Origin of the sequence: Tepidiforma flava (assembly GCF_027594505.1) — a bacterium.
Taxonomy (GTDB): domain Bacteria; phylum Chloroflexota; class Dehalococcoidia; order Tepidiformales; family Tepidiformaceae; genus Tepidiforma; species Tepidiforma flava.
Genome location: NZ_CP115149.1, coordinates 541,002 through 561,079 on the forward strand (window position 1 = coordinate 541,002; position 20,078 = coordinate 561,079).

The following is a 20,078-nucleotide window of genomic DNA, read 5'->3' on the forward strand; positions in this document are numbered from 1 at the left end:
GGCGCCATGCTTCAGGGTAGGTGGCACGGGCCTGCGAGGGCCCCCAACTCGCGGAGGTAGCGCGTGACCGGTTGGCAGGATGAGTCCCGGCAGGAGGCGGCGGCCCGGGCGCATGCCGTCTTCGAGGCGGCGATGTTCGAAATCAAGCGGGTGATCGTCGGGCAGGAGCAGATGCTGGAGCGGGTGCTCGTCGCGCTGCTGGCGAACGGGCACCTGCTCATCGAAGGCGTGCCCGGGCTGGCGAAGACGCTCACGGTGAAGACGGTGGCGGACGTGCTCGGGGGGACATTCCACCGGGTGCAGTTCACGCCGGACCTCGTCCCGGGGGACCTCGTTGGCACGCGGATCTACCGGCCCGATACGGGCCAGTTCGTGGCCGAGAAGGGGCCCGTGTTCTGCAACATCCTGCTGGCGGACGAGATCAACCGTGCCCCGGCGAAGGTGCAGTCGGCGCTGCTCGAAGTGATGCAGGAGCGGCAGGTGACGATCGGGCTGGAGACGTTCCGGGTGCCGCACCCGTTCCTCGTGATGGCGACGCAGAACCCGATCGAGTCGGAGGGCACCTACCCGCTGCCGGAGGCGCAGGTCGACCGCTTCATGATGAAGGTGATCGTGGACTACCCGGCGCAGGCGGAGGAGCTGGCGATCGTGCAGCGGTCGCTGGCGCCGGTCGGCAGCGTGAAGCAGGTGCTGCCCGTGGAGGAGCTGGCGAAGTTCCAGGCGCTGACGGCCGAGGTCTACGTCGACCGGGCGGTGGCGGAGTACGCGGTGGCGCTGGCGGATGCGACGCGGCACCCGGAGCGGTACGGGCTGGTTCGCCACAAGGAGCACATCGCGTTCGGCTCGAGCCCGCGCGGGAGCATCAACCTCGTCCATGCCGCGCGGGCGGTGGCGCTGCTGCGCGGGCGGGCGTACGTGCTGCCGGGGGACGTCTTCGACCTGGCGCGGGACGTGCTGCGCCACCGGATGGTGCTCACCTACCAGGCACTGGCCGAGGGGGTCACCCCGGACCAGATCCTGGACGGGATCCTCGCGGCGGTGCCGGTGCCGCGCATCGAACTGGCGGCCGAGGCGTCCGCGTGAGTGCGCTGCTCGCCCGGCGGCCGACGCCGGACGCCCCGGGGCCGGGGCCGATGCCGGAAGCGGTGCTGCGGGCGCTCGACATCACCGTCGGGCGGCGGGTCAGCAGCCTGCTCGCGGGCGATTTCCGCTCGCACGGGCTCGGGACGGGCACGGAGCTGGCCCAGGTGCGCGAATACGTGCCGGGGAACGACGTGCGGCGCATCGACTGGAACGTGACGGCGCGGACGCTCGTGCCCCATGTGCGGGAGTTCGTAGCGGAGCGGGTGCTGACGACGTGGCTGGTGCTCGATGCCTCGGCGTCGATGCTGTTCGGCACGGCGGACCGGCGGAAGTACGACGTCGCGGAGGGGGTGGCGCTGGCCGCGGGGCATGTCGCGACCCGGCACGGGAACGCGCTGGGGGTGTACCTGTTCGACGGCGAGCGGGAGCGGCTGATGCGGCCGGCGCAGGGCCGCGCCGGGCTGCTCGCGCTGCTGCTGGCGCTGCGGCTGCAGCCGCCGGCAGGGGGGACGGCGTCGCTCGGCCGGGCGCTGCAGAAGATTGACCGGCTTGCCGGCCGCGGGCGGCTCGTGCTCGTCGTGTCGGACTTCCGCGGGCCGCGGGACTGGGAGCGGCCGCTGCTGCAGCTGTGCGGGCGGCACGACGTCGTCGCGGTCGAAATTCGCGACCCGCGGGAGCAGGAGCTGCCGGATGTGGGCGAGCTGTGGCTGATGGACCCGGAGACGGGACGGCAGCTGCGGGTGGATACGGGGTCGCGGCGGCTGCGGGAGCGGTTCGCGGCGGCGGCGGCGGCCGAGCGGGCGGAGGTGGCGGCGGCGATCGCGCGGGCCGGGGCCCGCCATATCGTGCTTTCGACGTCGGGCGACTGGCTGCGCGCATTCGCGGCCGGGCTGCTCGAGAAAGGATACGTGCGATGACGTTCCTCTGGCCGTGGATGCTGCTGGGGCTGGCGGTCGTGCCCCTGCTGGCGGGGCTCTATGCGCTGGCGCAGCGGCGGCGCCCGAAGTACGCGGCGCGGTTCACGAACCTGGACCTGCTCGCGAACGTGGTGGAGGCGAGCCCGAACTGGCGGCGGCACCTGCCGCCGGCGCTGTACCTGCTCGCGATTGCGGCGGTGGTGTTCACCCTGGCGCGGCCGCAGCTGGTGACGAAGACGCCGCGGCAGGAAGGCACGGTCGTCCTCGTCACGGACGTCTCGGGCTCGATGAACGCGACGGACGTCGCGCCGACGCGAATGGCGGCGGCGCAGGAGGCGGCGCACACGCTGGTCGACCGGCTGCCGAAGGACTTCCGCATCAGCCTCATCAGCTTTTCGAGCGGGGTGAACGTGCTCGTGCCGCCGACGACGGAGAAGGAGCAGGTGCACGCGGCGATCGACCGCCTGGCGCCGCTCGGCGGCACGGCGATGGGCGACGCCCTGGCGACCGCGGTGGACGTGGTGCGGGCGGCGCTGGAGCAGCAGCCGGCGGGGACGAACGCGGACGGCACGCCCGCGACGCCGGCGCCAATCCGGGGCGAAGGCGAAGCGGCGCCGGCGGTCATCGTGCTGCTCTCCGACGGCGCGCAGACGGTGGGGACGTACCAGCCGCTGGACGCGGCGCAGCTCGCCGCCGACGCGGGCGTGCCGGTGTATGCGATCGCGCTCGGGACGCCGGACGGCATCGCGGTGGTGACGGACCCGCAGGGCCGGCAGCGCACCGTGCGGGTGCCGCCGGACTTCGAAACGCTGCAGGCGATCGCGGAGGTCACCGGCGGGCGGGCGTTCGAGGCGCCGGGCGCGAGCCAGCTCGAGAGCATCTACCGCGACCTCGGCGACCGCATCGGCTACGTCGAGGAGCGGACGGAAGTGAGCTGGGCGGCGGCCGGGCTGGCGGGGGTGCTGGTGCTCGCCGGCGGCGCGCTGGGCCTGCTGTGGTTCAACCGGTTCCCGTAATCCTGACCATTCGTTCAGGCTGGAACGAGATTGCATCGAGGACGGCGATTCGGTAGGGTTCCGCCATGCCGTTCGCGGTATGCAACGGGGTGCGGCTGTATTACGAGGTGCACGGTTCGGGCGAGCCGCTGCTGCTCGTGATGGGACAGGGGAGCGACCACCACGGCTGGGACCCGGTGCTCGACGACTTCGCCAGCCGCTTCCAGGTCATCGTCTACGACCACCGGGGGACGGGGCAGAGCGACAAGCCCTGCGAGCCGCCGTACACCACGCGGATGTTCGCAGCGGATGCGGTCGGATTGCTGGACCACCTGGGCATCGAGCGGGCGCACATCTACGGCATCTCGATGGGCGGCCGCATCTGCCAGTGGATCGCCATCGACTACCCGGACCGGGTGGGCGCTGTGGTGCTCGGGTGCACGACGCCGGGGGATGCGCACGGGGTGAAGCGGCCGCCTGAGGTCGATGCGAAGATGCGCACGCGGCCGGCAGACCCGGAGGAGGCGGCGCAGTTCCTCGCGGAGGAGATGGTGAGCCCGGGCTGGCTGGCGGCGCACCCGGAGTACCTGGCATTTTTGCGCGAACGGGCGAGGAATCCCATCCCGGCGTATGCCCAGCGGTTGCATTACGAAGCGAGCCAGGGGCACGATGCATGGGAGAGGCTGACGGAGATCCGCGCGCCGGTGCTGGTGATTCACGGGTCGGAGGACCGGATAAATCCGACCGCGAACGCGGCGCTGCTGGCCGGGCGGATCCCGGGGGCGGAGCTGTACCTCGTCGAAGGAGGGCGGCACGGGTACTTCATCGAGTTTCGCGAGGAAGCGGGCGCGGCGGTGATGGGGTTCCTGGAGCGTCACACCACAAGGTAGGGTGCGGGCATGCATTTGCAGCGAAAGATCATGGGGTTTTCGCGGGACGTTGGGCGGCGTCTCGACCGGGCGCTGGGGGAGAACCTGATCGGGCTCTACCTCCACGGCTCCGCGACGATGGGGGCGTTTCAGTACCTGCGGTCGGATTTCGACATGCTGGCAGTGGTCGAGGAGCCGCTGACGAAGGACCAGCAGCGGCTCATCGCCGAGCTGCTGATGGACCCGGAGATGCCGTGTCCCGGCTCCGGGCTCGAGCTGAGCATCGTGACGGATGCGTCGCTCGACGTCGAAAGCCACTCGCCGCCGTTCGAACTGCACCTGTGCACGGTGCCGGAGGCGCGGACATTCGTCGACGGGCACGGGCACCCGGGCGACCCGGACCTGCTGCTCCACTACGCGGTGGCACGGGAGAAGGGGCGGGCGATCATCGGCCCCGAGCCGGAGGAGATGTTCCCGATCATCCCGCGCAGCTGGGTGCTGGAGGCGATGGCGGATGAGCTGGGCTGGGCGGTGGCGAACGCCACGCCGGGCTACGCGGTGCTGAACGCGGTGCGCGCGCTGCGGTACGCCTACACGGGCGAGCTGGTGAGCAAGCAGGAGGGCGCGTACTGGTTCTTCCGGCAGCGGAAGAACATGATGCCCGTGCGCCTGGCGCTGAAGCAGCACCTCGGCCGCTCGGCGACGGGCCCGAGCCAGGAGCACGCGGAGCGGTTCGTCGGCTGGGTGCTGGACGAGATCAACCGGGTTCGGATGGACCTGGACGAGGACGAATAGGCCCGCTCGCATGGACGGCTGGAGTCTCCGGCCGGCGGCTGCGGCGGACGCGGACGCGCTCGCGCGGCTCCGGTGGGCATTCCGGGCCGAACTCGGGCAGGCGGCGGAGGCCGAAGCCGCATTCCTCGAACGGGCGGCAGCCTGGATGGCGGCACGGCTCGACGAGGGCCGGCGCTGGCAGGCGTGGCTGGTCGAAGATGACCGCGGCGAGGCTATCGGCTGCGCCTGGCTGCAGCTCATCGAAAAGGTGCCGAACCCGGGGCCGGAGGAGGAGCTGCACGGCTACGTGACGAGCATGTACGTCGCACCGGCCTGGCGGAACCGGGGCATCGGGGCGGCGCTGCTGGGTGCGGCGCTAGATGCCTGCCGGGCGGCGCAGGTGGATTCGGTGATCCTGTGGCCGACCTCGGGAAGCCGCGACCTCTACGCGCGGCACGGGTTCGCCGCGCCGGTCGACGTGCTCGAGCTGCGCATCGGGACCGGGCGGGAGCTGCCGTAGGCGGCGGCGCTCATTCGCGCGGGGGCAAGCCGAGGCTGCCGTCCGGCGGAGGCGGCAGCGGCGGGGGATAGGGGAGGCCAGGGGGCACGGTCGGGGTCGGCGCTGGCGCGGGCGGCGATGCCGGCGGCGCCGGTGACGGGCTCGGAGACGGCGTCGGCGCTGAGGTTGGAGCCGGCGCGGGCGGCGACGGGGGAGGGGGAGCCGCCGGCTCGGCGGGGGCGCTGGCGGGCGCAGACGGCCGGAACGGCGGCGCTGCCGGCCGAGCAGGCACGGGGGTAGCCCTCGGGAGCGACCGGACCTGGTCGAGCGTCAGCCGGATGGTCGGTGTGGGCGAGGGCGTGCCGGCGGCCGGGGTGGCGGAGCCGTGGGGGACCGGCGTCGGCGTGCGGGCGGCGTGCGCGGCTTCGGGCGTCGCGTGTCCATCGTCGCCGTGGCTGTCGGCGGCGTGTTCGCTGGCTGCTGCAGCCGGCGTCTCCGCGGCAGGCGGCGAAGCGGCGCCCCCCATGGTGGACTGGTAGGCGAGGGCGCCGGCCGCGAGCAGCGCGCCAACGAAGACGAGGTTCCCTTTGTCCACGCGATGGCCTCCCCAGCGTGGCGATCGAGCGCGCGGCGGCGCGGGGCAGAGCGGGAGGGCGGGAACCCGCGGGTGACGGGATGGTGACCGGGGCATGAAAAGGCCGGGAGGCCCGCGATGGGGCCTCCCGGGATGCAGCGCAGACGGGGCAGCGGCGCGGGTTAGCGCTTCGTGAACTGCGGCGCCTTGCGGGCCCGCTTGAGGCCGGGCTTCTTCCGCTCCTTCATGCGGGCGTCGCGGGTGAGGAGGTTTTCGGGCCGCTTGAGGAGCGGCTTGAGGGAGGGGTCGGACGCGACGAGGGCGCGGGCGATGCCCATCTGGATGGCGCCGGCCCAGCCGCTGATGCCGCCCCCGGCGCATTTGATGGTGGCGGAGAAGCGGCCTTCGCGGCCGAGCCGCTTGAGGGGCTCGAGGATTTCGACGCGGTGGGTTTCGCGGGCGAAGACCTCTTCCATCGGCTTGCCGTTGACGATGATGGCGCCGGGGCCGGGGATGAGGCGGACGCGCGCGACGGCGGTCTTGCGGCGGCCAGTGCCGTAGTAGTACTGCTGCTCGGCCATGGGTGGTTACTCCTCGGTCTGCTCTGCGCGGGTGCGGCGGCGGCGGGCCGGCTTCTCGTCGGTCTCGGCGGGTGCCTCAGCCGCGGTTTCTTCAGCGGCCTGCGCCGGGGCCTCAATTTCGGCCGCCGGGGCTTCGGCTTCCTGCTGGAGGACGCGGGCGCGGGCGCGGCGGGCGACTTCAGCGGCTTCGCTGGAGGGCGCGGCGGGCACGACGACCGCGGCAGCGGTCAGCGGGCGGAGGCCCTTCGGGCGGTATGGTTCGTTCGCGAGGGCCTCGAGCTGGGCCTTGCGGGCTTCCTGGGCGCGCTGGCTGGCGATGACCTGCGCCTGGTGCGGGTGCTCGGGGCCGCCGTAGACCTTGAGGTGCTTGAGCATCTGCTTGCCGAGCGGGCCCTTCGGGAGCATGCCCCAGACGGCGCGCTCGATGACCTTCTCGGGGAAGCGCTGGAGCTGCTCGGCGAAGCTGCGCGCCTTGAGGCCGCCGGGGTAGCCGGAGTGGCGGTAGTAGACCATCTCCTGCGCCTTCTTGCCGGAGACGCGGACCTTCGAGGCGTTCACGACGATGACGAAGTCGCCGTCATCGAGGTGGGGCTCGAAGGTGGGCTTGTGCTTGCCGCGGAGGAGGGTGGCGACGCGGGTCGCGACGCGGCCGAGGGGCTGCCCGGCGGCATCGATGACGTGCCAATCCTTATAGATTTGGGAAGCTTTGATGCGGACGGTGGTGTTCATGGCTGATATCCCTCGTCGTACCAGACGCGTTCGAGGCAGAGGCCGCGGGCGGGGGCGACGTGGATGAAGCTGCCCGGGCGTGCCTGGTGAAGCAGGCTGACGATTTCCTCCTCGGTTGCGGCGTGGCGCCCGACCCGGACGAGTGCGGCGGTGATGCGCCGGACCATCTGGGGCAGGAACGCGTCTGCCTCGATGTCGATGTACAGCCAATCGCCGGAGCGATTGACGGTGGTCTCGAAGACGGTGCGCACGGGTGAGCGCCCCGGTTCGAGTTTGCCGGCGAAGGCGCTGTAGTCGCGCCGGCCGGCGAACGCCCCGGCGAGGTGCTGCATGGCCGGCAGGTCGAGGTTTCCCTCGAGGTGCCAGGCGTAGCGGCGCGCGAGGGGGTCCCGCGCCTCGCCGTTGGCGATGGTGTAGCGGTAGCGGCGGCGGCGGGCCCAGCGGCGGGGGTCGAACCCCGGCGGGACTTCGCGCACTGCGCGCACTGCTACATCTTCGGGCAGGAGCGCGTTGAGCGCTCGCCCGATGGCGGCCGCTTCGAGCCGGGTTGCGGCGGTGAAGGCGGCCACCTGCCCCCGCGCGTGGACGCCCGAATCGGTGCGCCCGGCGAGGTCGACGCGCGTTGGGGTGCCGAAGAGGCGCTCCGCGGCGCGTTCGAGTTCTTCCTGGACGGTCCGGCCGTTGGGCTGGACCTGGGAGCCGACGAAGTCGGTCCCGTCGTAGCTGACCGTCGCCGCGAACCGTTTCGCGGCAGCGGGGTCAGTCGTTCTTTTCCTCCTCTGCGGGTGCCTCGGCTGCCGGGGTCTCGGCATCGGAAGCGGCTTCAGCCGGCGCTTCGGGCTCGGCGGCAGACGCTTCTTCGGCCTGCGCCTCAGCCTGCGCTTCGGCGGCGGCTTCCGCCTCGGCGGCGCGGGCGGCTTCCGCCTCGGCGGCGCGGGCGGCTTCGATCTCGGCGGCGGCAGCGGCTGCGGCGGCGGCGCCGGGGGTGGGGGCGCGGCGCTGCGACGGCGGAGCGGTCACGCGCTGGGGGCGAGGCATGGCGACTGCGCCGGCGATGTCGACGAGTTCGATGGTGGCCATGCGGGCGCCGTCGCCCTTGCGCGGTTCGAGAGCGGTGATGCGGAGGTAGCCGCCGGGCCGGTCCTTCATCCGGGGGCCGATGTCATCGAAGACCTTTTTGACGACCTTGGGGTCGTAGAGGAAGCGGAGCGCCTGGCGGCGGGCGTGGAGGTCGCCACGGCGGCCGAGGGTGATGATCCGCTCGGCCATGGGGCGAATCTCCTTCGCCTTGGCTTCGGTGGTGGTGATCTTCTCGTACCGGAGGAGGTCGGTGACCAGGTTCCGGTAGAGGGCCATCCGGTGGCTGGTTTCGCGGCCGAGGTGGCGGCCGGCTACGCGGTGTCGCATGGGGCTACTCCTCGTCGTCGGCGCCGATGAGGTCCTCGGCGCTGCCGTCTTTGAGCAGCGCTTCTTTGAGGGCCTTGCCGAGGGCGCTCAGGTTTTCTTCGTCTTCTTCTTCGTCATCCATGATGACGGCGCTGGTGCGGGCCGTGCGGGCGGCCGCGCTGCCGGGCCGGGCAGCGGGGCGGCCGCCGGGGCGCGCCGGCTGGTCGACGAGCGGGACGAGCCCGGGCTGGTTCGGGTCGATGTAGCCGAGCTCGATGAGGCGCTCGCGGAGTTCGTCGTAGGATTTGCGGCCGAAGTTGCGGAGGCCGAGGAGTTCGTCCTCGGTCTTTTCGAGGACCTGCCCGACGGTCATGAGGCCGGAGCGCTTGAGGCAGTTGTAGGCGCGGACGGAGAGCTGCAGGTCTTCGATCGGCGTGTTGTAGCGGTCGGGCGGCATGAGCAGGCCGCCAGTGGCCCCGCTGGTGAGGGAGGGGTGGTAGGCGTGGCCGAGCTCCGGCCGCGCGTGCTGGATGAAGAGGGAGAACTGCTCGACGAGGATCTCGGCGCTGAAGCCGACGGCTTCGACCGGGTCGATGGTGCCGTCGGTCCAGACTTCGAGGATGAGGCGGTCATAGTTGGTGGACTGGCCGACGCGGGTCTTTTCGACGCGGTAGTTGACCTTGCGGATGGGGGTGAAGATGGCGTCGACGGGAATGACGCCGATGGGCATGCCTTCGACGGTGCCGGCGGGCTGGTAGCCTTTGCCGAGCTCGGCATGGAATTCGGCGGTGAGGCGGCTGCCGGCGGTTTCGAGGCGGCCGAGGTAAAGGTCGGGGTTGACCAGCTCGAAGTCAGCCGGGACCTGGAGGTCGGCGGCGGTGATGACGGCCGGGCCTTCGACATCGAGGGAGATGGTGGCGGGCCGGTTAGAGATCGGCTTGAGGCGGACCTCCTTCACGTTGAGGAGGAACTCGGTGGTGTCCTCGGCCATGCCGGGGATGGTGGAGAATTCGTGCTGCACCTGGTCGATGCGCACGGAGGTGATGGCCGCGCCTTCGAGGGAGGAGAGGAGGACGCGGCGCAGGGCGTTGCCGAGGGTGATGCCGTAGCCGGCCTCGAGGGGTTCGGCGACGAGGCGGGCGTAGGTTGCGGTCTGGTCTTCGACCGTGAGCCGGGGGTGGGCGGCTTCACCCGGGTGCCCGAGCAGCTCGAGAGATTCCATGATGGGTGCCCTCAACCGTTGACGGGGTTAGCGCGAGTAGTACTCGATGATGACGTTTTCGTTGAACAGGTGCGTTTCGCCGGGGACGACGGCCGGCGGCGCGGTGACCTTGCCGGTCATGTTCGCCAGGTCGAGGGTGAGCCACGATGGCGGGTTCTTGGACTTGATGGCGTCCTGGACGATTTTGAAGAACTCGCTGCGCTGGCCCCGGGGCGTGAAGGAGACGGTATCGCCTTCCTTGAGGTGGGCGGAGGGGATATCCATCTTGCGGCCGTTCACGGCGATGAGGCCGTGGCGGACGATCTGGCGGGCCTGGGCGCGGGAGTCGGCGAAGCCGAGGCGGTAGACGATGTTGTCGAGCCGGGTTTCGAGGAGCCGGACGAGGTTTTCGCCGGAGACGCCGGGCCGCCGGATGGCCTCCTTGTAGTAGCGGACGAACTGCTTTTCGAGGACGCCGTAGGAGGCGCGGGCGCGCTGCTTTTCGCGGAGCTGGAGGCCGCGGTCGCTGATTTTGCGGCGGCGGGCCGGCCGCGGGCCGGGCGGGTTGGGCCGGCGCTCGAAGGCGCACTTGGGCGTGAAGCAGCGTTCGCCCTTGAGGAAGAGCTTTTCGCCGTGGCGGCGGCAGAGGCGGCAGACGGGGCCGGTGTAGCGTGCCATAGGGGTGATGCGCTCCTAGACGCGGCGCCGCTTGGGCGGGCGGCAGCCGTTGTGGGGGATGGGGGTGACGTCGCGGATGGCGGTGATGGTAAGGCCTGCGGCCTGCAGCGAGCGGATGGCGGCTTCACGGCCGCTGCCGGCGCCGCGGACGTAGACTTCGACAGACTGGAGGCCGTGCTCCATGGCGCGGCGGGCGGCGTTTTCGCTCGCCATCTGGGCGGCAAAGGGAGTGCCTTTGCGGGAACCTTTGAAGCCGGACGCGCCGGCCGATGCCCAGGCGATGACGTTGCCGTTCGGGTCGGTCAGCGTCACGAGCGTGTTGTTGAAGGTGCTCTTGATGTAGGCGCGCCCGCGCGGGATGGACTTGCGTTCGCGCCGCTTCAGGCGGCGGTTCTTGTCGGCAGCACCACGTTTCTGATCGGCCATGGGGAGCTCCTGTTACTTCTTCCCGGCGCGCTTCTTGCCGGCGACGGTCTTGCGGGCGCCGCGCTTCTGGCGGGCGTTGGTGCGGGTGCGCTGGCCGCGGACGGGGAGGTTGCGGCGGTGGCGCTGGCCGCGGTAGCAGTTGATTTCGATGAGGCGCGCGATGTTCTGGCGGACTTCGCGGCGGAGGTCGCCTTCGACGATGTAGTTCTTCTCGATGAAGTCGCGAATCCGGAGGATTTCTTCATCCGTGAGGTCGCGCGCGCGAGCATCGGGGGAGATGCCGGTGGCCGCGAGGACTTCCTTGGCGCGGGTCGGGCCGATGCCATAGATGTAGGTGAGGGCGACTTCGAGTCGCTTGTCGGCTGGGATGTCGACTCCTGCGATACGTGCCATGCGGCCTTACCCCTGGCGCTGCTTGTGCTTGGGATTTTCGCAAATGACCATGACGCGACCGTGCCGGCGGATGACCTTGCACTTGTCGCAGCGTGGCTTGACGGATGCTCGTACTTTCATGGCTCTCCTGGTCGTCGGCCCGGTCGGCCTATTTGAATCGGTAGGTGATGCGCCCGCGGGTGAGGTCGTAGGGCGAAAGTTCGACGAGAACGCGATCGCCGGGAAGGATGCGGATGAAATTCATCCGGATCTTTCCGCTGACATGGGCGAGCACTTCGTGGCCGTTGGCCAGCTCGACCTTGAACATGGCATTGGGGAGGGGTTCGACCACGGTGCCCTCGACTTCGATCGCGTCCTTTTTTGCCATAGAACCTCGTGCGGTGGAGTTCGGAACGTCATGGGAGGGTGAGGACCTCGGCCTCACCCTCGGCGCGGATGGCGATGGTATGCTCGAAATGACAGCATAAGCTACCGTCTTTCGTGCTTACGGTCCAGCCGTCGGGGCCTTCGACGACCTCCGGCGAGCCGGCGGTGACCATGGGTTCGAGCGCGAGGACGAGCCCGGGCTTGAGTTCGGGCCCGCGGAAGCGCTGGCGATAGTTCTCGACGTGCGGCTCTTCGTGCATGTCGCGGCCCACGCCGTGGCCGCCATACCCTTTTACGATACCAAATCCGTGCGGCCGGATCGCGTCTTCGATGGCGCCGCGGATGTCGTTGAGGTAGTTGCCGGCCCGGGCGGCGCGGATGCCGGCCCAGAGGGCGTCCTCGGTGACCCGCAGGAGCTTCTCGGCCAGGGGGCTGATCTTGCCGACCCCGACGGTGATGGCCGAATCGCCGACGTAGCCGTTGAGGGTGGCGCCGAGGTCGAACGTGACGATGTCGCCTTCCTGCAGGACGCGGTCGACGGGGATGCCGTGCACGAGCTGCTCGTTGATGCTGATGCAGATGTTGGAGGGGTAGGGCGGATACCGCGGGGACGGCCGGTAGTTGCGGAAGGTTTCCTTCGCGCCGGCCTTTTTGAATTCCTGGGAGACGAAGGCTTCAATCTCGAGGATGTTGAGGCCGGGCCGCACCATCTCGCGAATCTGGGCGAGGGTGCGCCCCACGAGGCGGCCGGCCTCGCGCATCAGGCGGATCTCTTCCTCGGATTTCAGCTTGATCGCCATGCCGCTGCTACCTGATGGCCTCCAGGAGGGCAGCCGTGACTTCGTCGAGCGAGCGTTCGCCGTCGATCTCGCGAAGGACGCCGGCCTTGCGGTAGTGCTCGATGAGGTCGGCCGGGGGCTTTTGCTTTTCGAGGCGGGCGCGGACGACCTCGGGCCGGTCGTCGTCGCGCTGGTAGAGTTCGCCGCCGCAGGCGTCGCAGACGCCGGGCTGCTTCGGCGGGTCGTTCCGTTCGTGGTAGAGCTTGCCGCAGTTCCGGCAGATCCAGCGGCCGCCGAGGCGGGCGACGAGCTCCTCATCGGAGACCGTGATGAGGAGGGCGCGGTCGATGCGGGCGCCGCGGGCGGCGAGGGCGTCATCGAGGGCTTTCGCCTGGACGACGTTGCGGGGAAAGCCGTCGAACATGGCGCCGGCGGCGGCGTCCTCGCGGGAGATGCGCTCGAGGAGCATCTTGATGGTGACCTCGTCGGGCACGAGTTCGCCGCGCGACATGTACTGGTTTGCGAGCTGGCCGAGTTCGGTGTTGTTGCGGACGTGCTCGCGGAACATGTCGCCCGTGGAGATATGGACGAGCCCGGTGGCCGCAGCGACGCGCTGGGCCTGGGTTCCTTTGCCGGCGCCGGGTGGACCAAGGAGGACGATGTACACGTTAGCGAATGAACCCCTCGTAGTTGCGCATGAGTAGCTGGGCTTCGAGCTGCTTCATCGTGTCCAGCACGACGGCGACGACGATGAGGAACCCGGTGGAGGAGATGGTGAGGGCCCGGACGTCGGTGAAGAGGCCAACGAAGAAGGGGATGACGGCGACGAAGCCGAGGAAGAAGGCGCCGCCCCAGGTGATGCGGGTGACGACGCGCATGAGGTAGGCCTCGGTGGGCGGGCCGGGGCGGATGCCCGGGATGAAGGCGCCCTGCCGCTGGAGGTTCTTCGCGATCTGCTGCTGCTGGTACTGCACCATCGTGTAGAAGAAGGTGAAGATGACGACCAGCACGAAGAGGATGAGCCAGTACCAGCCGGTGCCGCCGCCGCCGCGGCCGCCCTGGAACTGGTCGACGAAGAAGCGGGCGACGGAGCCAACCCAGCCGCCGGAGTTGATGAAATACGAGGCGATCGTGGCCGGGAGGATCATGATCGAGAAGGCGAAGATGAGCGGGATCATGCCGGCCATGTTGACGCGCAGGGGGATGTGGCTCTGCCCCTGCTGGCGGTACATCCGGCCGCCGCGGAAGGCGGAGCGGGCGTACTGGACTGGGACGCGGCGCTGAGCCTCCTGGAAGAAGACGACGAGGTAGATGAGCGCGAGGGCGCCGGCAGCAAAGGCGAGCACGGTCAGGATGCTGGTGGTGGTGATGCTCGGGATGAGGGAAGGCAGGGTGGCGACGATGCCGCCGAAGATGATGAGGGAGACGCCGTTGCCGATGCCGTGCTCGGTGATGAGTTCGCCGAGCCAGACGAGGAACATGGTGCCGGCGGCGAGGGTGAAGAGGGTCGCGAGGGTGCCGAAGACGTCGTTCTGGAAGCCGAAGTTGCGGACGACGTCGTTGCCCTGGGCGTTGATGAAGAGGATCTGGCCGTAGCCCTGGATCATGGCGAGCGGGACGGCGACCCAGTGGGTGATGACCTGGATGCGGCGCCGCCCCTGTTCGCCTTCCTCCGCGAGCGCCCGGAGCGAGGGCACGAGCGGCTGGAGGATCTGCATGATGATGGAGGCGGTGATGTAGGGGTAGACGCCGAGGGCTGCGACGCTCAGGTTCTGCAGGGCGCCGCCGGAGAAGATGCTCAGGAAGTCGAGCAGCGCGTTGCCTTCGAACGCCTGCTTGAGCGCCTGGCGGTCGATATTCGGCAGCGGGACGTGGGCGACGAATCGGAAGACGACGAGCATCGCCAGCGTGAAGAGGAGCTTCCGCCGGACGTCTTCCTGCCGGAAGGCATCGACCATGGCCTGGAGGAGGCGAGGGCGCTGCGCTGCCTGGACGGTCATGTCAGCTGTCCTTTTCCGCGGCGTCGGAGATGACGATGGCGGTGCCGCCGGCGGCTTCGATGCGCTCCTTCGCGGTGGCGCTGAAGGCGTGGGCGGAGATGGTGAGCTTCCGGGTCAGCTCGCCGCGGCCGAGGATTTTCACCGGTTCGCGGAGGTGCTTGAGGATGCCGGCCTGCTTGAGCGTTTCCGGGGTCACCTCGGCACCGTCGGCGAAGCGCTCGAGGGCTTCGAGATTGACGGGCTGGAAGGGCACGCGCCACTTGTTGTTGAAGCCGCGGAGGACGTGGAACTTCCGCGACGTGGGGAACTGGCCGCCTTCGAACGCGTCGTAGGCGAGCTTCTTGCCGGAGCGGGAGCGCTGGCCCTTGAGGCCGCGGCCGGCGTAGGTGCCGTGGCCGCTGGCGTTGCCGCGGCCGACGCGCTTCTTCGCGTGGGTGGCGCCGCGGGGCGGGCGGAGTTCATGCGCGCCGAACATCAGGCGCCTCCTTCTTTGACGTCGATGAGGTGGGCGACTTTTTGGAGCATGCCGCGGATGGCGGGGGTGTCCTCGACTTCGACGGTCTGCTGGAGCCGGCGGAGGCCGAGTTTCCGGATGGTGTCTTTCTGCTCTTTGTTGTAGCCGATGGCGCTCTTGCGCCAGGTGACGGTGACGCGAGCCATCTCACTGTTCTCCACGGGCGATGGCGAGCCGGCGTTCGCGCGCGCCATCGGTGTCCTGCATGGTGGCGAGGCCGCGGATGGTGGCCTGGGCGACGTTGATCGGGTTGCGCGAGCCGAAGGTCTTGGCGAGCACGTCCGTGACGCCGGCCGCTTCCATGATGGAGCGGACGGCGCCGCCGGCGATGACGCCCGTACCGTGGCTGGCGGGCTTGAGCATCACCTTCGCGGCCTTGAAGCGGACCCAGACGGGGTGGCTGATGGTGCCGCCCTTCATGGGAATGCGGACCATGTTACGGCGCGCCTGCGCGGAGCCCTTGCGGATGGCCTCCGGCACTTCGTTCGCCTTGCCGAGGCCGACACCGACGGAGCCGCGGCCGTCGCCGACGACGACGAGGGCGGAGAAGCTGAAGCGGCGGCCGCCCTTGACGACCTTGGCGACGCGGTTGATGTAGATGACCTTCTCGGAGAGGTCCTCCGGGCCGGGCTGTTCGTAGCGATCCGGGCGATTGTCGGCCATTTAGAACCCCAATCCCGCTTCGCGCGCTGCTTCGGCGAGGGCGCGAACGCGACCGTGATAGAGGAAGCCGCCGCGGTCGAAGACGACGGCCTCGATGCCTTTCGCGCGGGCGCGCTCGGCGATGGCGGCGCCGACGAGTGCGGCGCGCTCGGTTTTCGTCTTGCCTTTGGCCTGTTCAGCGAGCGCGGGCTCGACGTCGCTGGCGGCAGCGAGCGTATGCCCGGTGGTGTCGTCGATGACCTGGGCATAGATGTGCTGGGCGCTGCGGAAGACGTTGAGCCGCGGGCGCTGGGGCGTGCCGGAGACTTTCTTGCGGACGCGGAGGTGGCGCCGCTTGCGCGCGAGGACGCTGGTGGTGGTGCTCATTTCTTGCCAACCTTCCCGGACTTGCCGGCCTTGCGGCGGACGCGTTCGCCGAGGTAGCGGATGCCCTTGCCCTTGTACGGCTCGGGCGGCCGGATTTTGCGGATGTTGGCCGCGACCTGGCCGACGCGCTCCTTGTCGATGCCTTCGACGGTGATGCGGGGGCCTTCGACGCTGAACTTGATGCCCTCGGGCGGGTTGACGATGACGGGGTGGGAGAAGCCGAGGGCGAGCTGGAGGTTGGAGCCCTGCAGCTGGGCGCGGTAGCCGACGCCCTGGACTTCGAGGACTTTGGTGAAGCCGCTGGTGACGCCGGTGACCATGTTGGCGAGCAGCGTCCGGCTGAGGCCGTGGAGGGCGCGGTCTTCGCCGTCGTCGCTGGCACGGCGGACGGTGATGACGCCGTCCTGCCGCTCGAAGGAGACGCGCGGCGGGAACTGGCGGCTGAGCTCGCCCTTCGGCCCCTTCACGACGACGTTGTTGTGCTCGTCGATGGTGATGGTGACGTTGGGCGGGACGGGGATGGGTTGTCGGCCGATTCGAGACATCGGATACGGACCCCTTACCAGACGTAGCAGAGAAGCTCGCCGCCGACTTCCTGCCGGCGGGCTTCCTGCCCGGACATCACGCCCTTGGGCGTGGAGAGGATGGCGATGCCGAGGCCGCCGTAGACGCGCGGGATCTCCCGGCGCTGCACGTAGACGCGGAGGCCCGGGCGGGAGACGCGCTGCAGACCGTTGAGGACGGGCTGCTTGCGGCCGCTGTAGCTCAGCTCGACGCGGAGGTTCGGCTGGGGTTTGCCCGGCTCTTCGATGACCTGGTAGTCGCGGATGAAGCCCTCTTCTTTGAGGACTTTGGCGATGGCGATCTTGATCTTCGAGGCCGGGATGTTCACGACGTCGTGCCGCGCGGCGTTCGCGTTGCGGATGCGCGTGAGCATGTCAGCGATGGGGTCACTAACGGTCATGTGCGATCTCCCCCTGGCGTTTGCTTGCGCACTTACCAGCTGGACTTGGTGACTCCGGGGAGGAGGCCCCGGTGGGCGTATTCGCGGAAGGTGATGCGCGAGAGCCCGAATTTGCGGATGTAGGCCTTCGGCCGGCCGGTGACGAGGCAGCGGTTATGGATGCGCGTCGGGCTGCTGTTGAGCGGCAGCTTGCGGAGCTCGTCGTAGAGCTCGGCGACGCGCTTCGGGTCGCCCCACGACTTCTTGAGCTCGGCTTTGATGGCCGCGCGCTTGCCGGCGTACTTCTCGTTGAGCTGGCGGCGGCGGAGGTCGCGGTTGACGATGCCTTTGGATGCCATCGCGGTGCTCCTAGTTCTTCCGGAAGGGCATGCCCATGAGTTCGAGGAGGCGGCGCCCTTCTTCATCGGATTTGGCGGTGGTGACGATGGTGACCTGGAGGCCGCGGACCTTATCGACGCGGTCGTAATCGACCTCCGGGAAGATGAGCTGTTCGCGCAGGCCGAGGCTGTAGTTGCCGCGGCCGTCGAAAGCGTTCGGGTTGAGGCCCTGGAAGTCGCGGATGCGGGGCAGGGCGGCAGAGATGAGGCGGTCGAGGAATTCGTACATGCGGTCGCCGCGGAGGGTGGCGGCGACGCCGATGGCGTTGCCGGCGCGGAGGCGGAAGTTCGCGATGGAGCGCTTGGCGCGGGTAACGACGGGCTTCTGGCCGGTGATGGCCATGATCTGCTCCGCCGTGCGGTCGAGCGCGTTGGCATCCTGCAGCGCTTCGCCGAGGCCGACGTTGACGGCGACCTTGGTGATGCGCGGGATCTGCATGACGTTGCGGTAACCGAACTGCTGCTGCAGGGCGGGCGCAACTTCCTTCTGGTATTTCTCTTTCAGGCGGGGCGGCATTATTCGATGTCCTCTCCGCTGCGTTTGCCGACCCGGACGAGGGTGCCGTCTTCGCGCCGGCGGAAGGTGACGCGGGTGGGCTGGTCGGTGTTCGGGTCGATCAGCATGACGTTGCTGATGTGGATGGGCGCCTCGCGCTCGACGATCTGGGAGGCCTGGCCGGGCTGCCGGGCGCGCTGGTGCTTCTTGATGATGTTGACGCCTTCGACGATGACGCGGCTGTGCTTGGTGATGACCTGCCGGACGGTGCCGCGCTTGCCGCGGTCCTTCCCGGCGATGACGACGACCTTGTCGCCTTTCTTGATCTTGGCCGGCATCAGAGCACCTCCGGCGCGAGGGAGACGATCTTCATGAAGTTGCGGTCACGCAGTTCGCGGGCCACCGGCCCGAAGATGCGGGTGCCGCGGGGGTTTTCGCCGTCGTTGGCGAGGAGGACGGCGGCGTTGTCGTCGAAGCGGATATAGGAGCCGTCGGGCCTGCCGTACTCCTTGGCGACGCGGACGACGACGGCTTTGACGACGTCGCCCTTCTTGATGTTGCCGTGGGGCTGGGCCGATTTGACGGAGGCGACGATGACATCGCCGGGGCGCGCGTAGCGGCGCTTGCTGCCGCCGAGGACGCGGATGCAGAGCAGGGAGCGCGCGCCGGAGTTGTCGGCAACTTTGAGGCGGGTTTCCTGCTGGATCACGCGTTCACCTCCGACTTCGGCGCGACCTGCGTGGTGGCTTCGATGTCGCGGCCGATGGTTTCGGGTGCGACCTCGGCGACGTCGCCGCGGGTGACGATTTCGATGACGCGCCACCGCTTCTCTTTCGAAAGGGGGCGGCACTCCTGGATGCGGACGACATCGCCGAGCCGGCACTCGTTGTTCTCGTCGTGGGCCTTGTAGCGGCCGGTGACGGTGACCACCTTGTGGTAGAGCCGGTGCGTCTTCTTCCGTTCGACGGCGACGACGACGGTCTTCTGCATCTTGTTGGATACGACGGTGCCCTGGAGGACGCGCTGGCTGCCCATGGGCCTACTCCTGTCCGGCGAGCGCCTGGAGCTGGCGCTCGCGTTTGATGGTGCGAAGCCGGGCGATCGTGCGGCGGGCATCGCGCAGGGCCCGGTAGTTCTGCAGCTGCCGGGAGGCGTGCTGGAAGCGGAGGGTGAAGAGCGCCCGGTACGCCTCGTTGATCTCGTGGTCGAGCCGGGCGTCGTCGAGCTGCCGGTATTCCTGTGCCTTCTTCGCCATGTCAGATCACCGCCTCTTCGCGCTGGACGATCTTGGTGGGCACGGGGAGCTTGTGGGAGGCGAGCCGGAGCGCTTCCTTGGCGACGTGCTCCGGGACGCCGGCAACTTCGAACATGATGCGGTTGGGCTTGACGACGGCGACCCAGCGGTCGGGCGCGCCTTTGCCGGAGCCCATGCGGGTTTCGGCCGGCTTCGCGGTGACCGGCTTATCGGGGAAGATGCGGATCCAGACTTTGCCGCCGCGCTTCATCTCGTGGGTGATGGCGCGCCGGGCGGATTCGATGTGGCGGGAGTCGATCCAGGCAGCGCCCTGGGCCTGGAGGCCCCATTCGCCGAAGGCGACGTAGTTGCCGGCCTGGGCGGAGCCGTCCATGCGGCCGCGGTGCTGCTTGCGGTGCTTGACGCGGCGAGGCTGCAGCATCAGTTCGCCCCCTCGGTGGATTCACGGACAGCGGCCTGCTGTTCCATGGAGATGGCGGTGTGCGCCGGGCCTTCCGGCTCGGCCGGCCGCGCAGCGGCGAGGACGGGCTCGGGCGCGGCTTCTTCGGCCGGCCGCTCGGCGCGCTGCGGCAGGACGTCGCCCTTGTAGATCCAGACCTTCACGCCGATGGTGCCGAAGGTGGTGAGCGCCTCGGCGAGGCCGTAGTCGATATCGGCGCGGAGGGTGTGGCGCGGGACGCGGCCCTGCGTCTCGGTTTCGCGGCGTGACATCTCGGCGCCGCCGAGGCGGCCGGAGATGGTGATGCGGCAGCCGCGGGCGCCGCGCTGCATGGTCCGCTGGACGGCCTGCTTGATGGCGCGCCGGAAGGCGACGCGCCGTTCGAGCTGGTCGGCGACGGAGCGGGCGACGAGGTAGGCATCGAGCTCGGGGACGCGGATCTCCTGGATGTTCACGCGGACCCGGCCGCCGGTGTAGCGCTCGAGCGCGGTGCGGAGCTCTTCGACCTTCTGGCCGCCGCGGCCGATGACGATGCCGGGCTTGGCGGTGTGGATGGTGATGGTCGTGAGGTTCGCGTTCCGGTCGATTTCGATGCGGCTGATGGCGGCATCGCGCAGCTCACGCAGGACGAAGTTGCGAAGGTCGAGGTCCTGGTGGAGCTTCTGGGTGTAGTCGCGGTCGGCGAACCACTTCGATTCCCAGTCGTAGAGGATGCCGAGGCGGAAGCCGTGGGGGTGGACTTTCTGTCCCATGG

The 20,078-nt window shown here is 69.5% G+C and carries 33 protein-coding genes and 1 pseudogene; 6 read left to right on the forward strand and 28 right to left on the reverse strand.

What is annotated here, in order from left to right; all coding sequences use genetic code 11:
• The first annotated feature begins 132 nt into the window (after positions 1-132).
• The 6 genes from O0235_RS03400 (at position 133) to O0235_RS03425 (ending at position 5,158) form a co-directional block, all read left to right on the forward strand.
• Complete coding sequence (locus tag O0235_RS03400) at positions 133-1,083, forward strand: AAA family ATPase (RefSeq protein ID WP_373324422.1); 951 nt, start codon at positions 133-135, stop codon at positions 1,081-1,083.
• Positions 1,080-2,000, forward strand: a complete 921-nt coding sequence (locus tag O0235_RS03405) for a DUF58 domain-containing protein (protein WP_270057137.1) — start codon at positions 1,080-1,082, stop codon at positions 1,998-2,000. The genes O0235_RS03400 and O0235_RS03405 overlap by 4 nt, the downstream gene beginning before the upstream one ends.
• Entirely contained in the window at positions 1,997-3,016 is a 1,020-nt protein-coding gene (locus O0235_RS03410) for a VWA domain-containing protein (protein WP_270057138.1), read from the forward strand. The genes O0235_RS03405 and O0235_RS03410 overlap by 4 nt, the downstream gene beginning before the upstream one ends.
• 65 nt (positions 3,017-3,081) lie before the next feature.
• Positions 3,082-3,885, forward strand: a complete 804-nt coding sequence (locus tag O0235_RS03415; RefSeq protein WP_270057139.1) for an alpha/beta fold hydrolase — start codon at positions 3,082-3,084, stop codon at positions 3,883-3,885.
• 9 nt (positions 3,886-3,894) lie between these two features.
• Complete coding sequence (locus tag O0235_RS03420) at positions 3,895-4,659, forward strand: aminoglycoside adenylyltransferase domain-containing protein (protein ID WP_270057140.1); 765 nt, start codon at positions 3,895-3,897, stop codon at positions 4,657-4,659.
• Between the two features lie 10 nt (positions 4,660-4,669).
• Entirely contained in the window at positions 4,670-5,158 is a 489-nt protein-coding gene (locus O0235_RS03425; RefSeq protein WP_270057141.1) for a GNAT family N-acetyltransferase, read from the forward strand.
• Between the two features lie 10 nt (positions 5,159-5,168).
• Here O0235_RS03425 and O0235_RS03430 read toward each other — a convergent pair whose 3' ends face one another.
• The 28 genes and pseudogenes from O0235_RS03430 to rpsC all read right to left on the reverse strand — a co-directional run bounded on the left by O0235_RS03430 (position 5,169) and on the right by rpsC (position 20,076).
• Entirely contained in the window at positions 5,169-5,732 is a 564-nt protein-coding gene (locus O0235_RS03430) for a hypothetical protein (RefSeq protein ID WP_270057142.1), read from the reverse strand.
• A gap of 161 nt (positions 5,733-5,893) precedes the next feature.
• Entirely contained in the window at positions 5,894-6,292 is a 399-nt protein-coding gene (rpsI, locus tag O0235_RS03435) for a 30S ribosomal protein S9 (protein ID WP_270057143.1), read from the reverse strand.
• A gap of 321 nt (positions 6,293-6,613) precedes the next feature.
• Positions 6,614-7,021 (reverse strand): annotated as a pseudogene (rplM, locus tag O0235_RS03440) (50S ribosomal protein L13); the annotation flags it as partial.
• Positions 7,018-7,833, reverse strand: coding sequence for a tRNA pseudouridine(38-40) synthase TruA (gene truA / locus O0235_RS03445; protein ID WP_270057144.1), 816 nt, complete (start codon positions 7,831-7,833; stop codon positions 7,018-7,020). The gene truA and the pseudogene rplM, both read right to left, overlap by 4 nt.
• Positions 7,781-8,428, reverse strand: a complete 648-nt coding sequence (gene rplQ / locus O0235_RS15040) for a 50S ribosomal protein L17 (RefSeq protein ID WP_308445659.1) — start codon at positions 8,426-8,428, stop codon at positions 7,781-7,783. Before rplQ ends, truA begins: the two co-directional genes overlap by 53 nt.
• 4 nt (positions 8,429-8,432) lie before the next feature.
• Complete coding sequence (locus O0235_RS03455; protein ID WP_270057145.1) at positions 8,433-9,629, reverse strand: DNA-directed RNA polymerase subunit alpha; 1,197 nt, start codon at positions 9,627-9,629, stop codon at positions 8,433-8,435.
• A 27-nt stretch (positions 9,630-9,656) separates the two neighbouring features.
• The gene (gene rpsD / locus O0235_RS03460; protein ID WP_270057146.1) at positions 9,657-10,286 is read right to left on the reverse strand and encodes a 30S ribosomal protein S4; all 630 of its coding nucleotides are present in this window, start codon (positions 10,284-10,286) and stop codon (positions 9,657-9,659) included.
• Between the two features lie 15 nt (positions 10,287-10,301).
• Positions 10,302-10,712: a 30S ribosomal protein S11 gene (gene rpsK, locus O0235_RS03465; RefSeq protein ID WP_270057147.1), complete on the reverse strand. Its 411-nt coding sequence runs from the start codon at positions 10,710-10,712 to the stop codon at positions 10,302-10,304.
• A 12-nt stretch (positions 10,713-10,724) separates the two neighbouring features.
• A complete protein-coding gene (gene rpsM / locus O0235_RS03470) occupies positions 10,725-11,105 on the reverse strand; it encodes a 30S ribosomal protein S13 (RefSeq protein WP_270057148.1) in 381 nt (126 codons plus the stop codon).
• Between the two features lie 6 nt (positions 11,106-11,111).
• A complete protein-coding gene (gene rpmJ / locus O0235_RS03475) occupies positions 11,112-11,225 on the reverse strand; it encodes a 50S ribosomal protein L36 (protein WP_158067480.1) in 114 nt (37 codons plus the stop codon).
• A gap of 28 nt (positions 11,226-11,253) precedes the next feature.
• Positions 11,254-11,472: a translation initiation factor IF-1 gene (gene infA, locus O0235_RS03480; protein WP_098504661.1), complete on the reverse strand. Its 219-nt coding sequence runs from the start codon at positions 11,470-11,472 to the stop codon at positions 11,254-11,256.
• Between the two features lie 28 nt (positions 11,473-11,500).
• Positions 11,501-12,271, reverse strand: a complete 771-nt coding sequence (gene map, locus O0235_RS03485) for a type I methionyl aminopeptidase (protein WP_270057149.1) — start codon at positions 12,269-12,271, stop codon at positions 11,501-11,503.
• Positions 12,272-12,278: 7 nt separating this feature from the next.
• A complete protein-coding gene (locus O0235_RS03490; protein ID WP_270057150.1) occupies positions 12,279-12,917 on the reverse strand; it encodes an adenylate kinase in 639 nt (212 codons plus the stop codon).
• Position 12,918: 1 nt separating this feature from the next.
• Entirely contained in the window at positions 12,919-14,250 is a 1,332-nt protein-coding gene (gene secY / locus O0235_RS03495; protein WP_270057151.1) for a preprotein translocase subunit SecY, read from the reverse strand.
• A gap of 1 nt (position 14,251) precedes the next feature.
• Positions 14,252-14,725 (reverse strand): 50S ribosomal protein L15, encoded by a 474-nt coding sequence (gene rplO, locus O0235_RS03500; RefSeq protein WP_270057152.1) that lies wholly within the window; start codon positions 14,723-14,725, stop codon positions 14,252-14,254.
• On the reverse strand, positions 14,725-14,910 hold the full coding sequence (gene rpmD / locus O0235_RS03505) for a 50S ribosomal protein L30 (protein WP_270057153.1): 186 nt from the start codon (positions 14,908-14,910) through the stop codon (positions 14,725-14,727). Before rpmD ends, rplO begins: the two co-directional genes overlap by 1 nt.
• Position 14,911: 1 nt before the next feature.
• Entirely contained in the window at positions 14,912-15,427 is a 516-nt protein-coding gene (gene rpsE, locus O0235_RS03510; protein WP_270057154.1) for a 30S ribosomal protein S5, read from the reverse strand.
• Positions 15,428-15,793, reverse strand: coding sequence for a 50S ribosomal protein L18 (rplR, locus tag O0235_RS03515; RefSeq protein WP_270057155.1), 366 nt, complete (start codon positions 15,791-15,793; stop codon positions 15,428-15,430).
• Complete coding sequence (rplF, locus tag O0235_RS03520) at positions 15,790-16,338, reverse strand: 50S ribosomal protein L6 (RefSeq protein ID WP_270057156.1); 549 nt, start codon at positions 16,336-16,338, stop codon at positions 15,790-15,792. The genes rplR and rplF overlap by 4 nt, the downstream gene beginning before the upstream one ends.
• Positions 16,339-16,352: 14 nt before the next feature.
• Positions 16,353-16,757 (reverse strand): 30S ribosomal protein S8, encoded by a 405-nt coding sequence (rpsH, locus tag O0235_RS03525; protein ID WP_270057157.1) that lies wholly within the window; start codon positions 16,755-16,757, stop codon positions 16,353-16,355.
• Between the two features lie 32 nt (positions 16,758-16,789).
• A complete protein-coding gene (rpsN, locus tag O0235_RS03530) occupies positions 16,790-17,095 on the reverse strand; it encodes a 30S ribosomal protein S14 (protein ID WP_270057158.1) in 306 nt (101 codons plus the stop codon).
• 10 nt (positions 17,096-17,105) lie between these two features.
• On the reverse strand, positions 17,106-17,651 hold the full coding sequence (gene rplE / locus O0235_RS03535; RefSeq protein ID WP_270057159.1) for a 50S ribosomal protein L5: 546 nt from the start codon (positions 17,649-17,651) through the stop codon (positions 17,106-17,108).
• Positions 17,651-17,968, reverse strand: coding sequence for a 50S ribosomal protein L24 (rplX, locus tag O0235_RS03540; RefSeq protein WP_270057160.1), 318 nt, complete (start codon positions 17,966-17,968; stop codon positions 17,651-17,653). Before rplX ends, rplE begins: the two co-directional genes overlap by 1 nt.
• Positions 17,968-18,339 carry a 50S ribosomal protein L14 gene (rplN, locus tag O0235_RS03545; protein WP_098504674.1) on the reverse strand — a complete coding sequence of 124 codons (372 nt, stop codon included), beginning with the start codon at positions 18,337-18,339 and terminating at the stop codon, positions 17,968-17,970. Before rplN ends, rplX begins: the two co-directional genes overlap by 1 nt.
• The gene (rpsQ, locus tag O0235_RS03550) at positions 18,336-18,665 is read right to left on the reverse strand and encodes a 30S ribosomal protein S17 (protein WP_373324367.1); all 330 of its coding nucleotides are present in this window, start codon (positions 18,663-18,665) and stop codon (positions 18,336-18,338) included. The genes rplN and rpsQ overlap by 4 nt, the downstream gene beginning before the upstream one ends.
• A 4-nt stretch (positions 18,666-18,669) precedes the next feature.
• Positions 18,670-18,885, reverse strand: coding sequence for a 50S ribosomal protein L29 (gene rpmC / locus O0235_RS03555; protein WP_270057161.1), 216 nt, complete (start codon positions 18,883-18,885; stop codon positions 18,670-18,672).
• A gap of 1 nt (position 18,886) precedes the next feature.
• Positions 18,887-19,306, reverse strand: coding sequence for a 50S ribosomal protein L16 (gene rplP / locus O0235_RS03560; protein ID WP_270057162.1), 420 nt, complete (start codon positions 19,304-19,306; stop codon positions 18,887-18,889).
• Positions 19,306-20,076 (reverse strand): 30S ribosomal protein S3, encoded by a 771-nt coding sequence (gene rpsC, locus O0235_RS03565; protein ID WP_373324368.1) that lies wholly within the window; start codon positions 20,074-20,076, stop codon positions 19,306-19,308. The genes rplP and rpsC overlap by 1 nt, the downstream gene beginning before the upstream one ends.
• Positions 20,077-20,078: the final 2 nt, after the last annotated feature.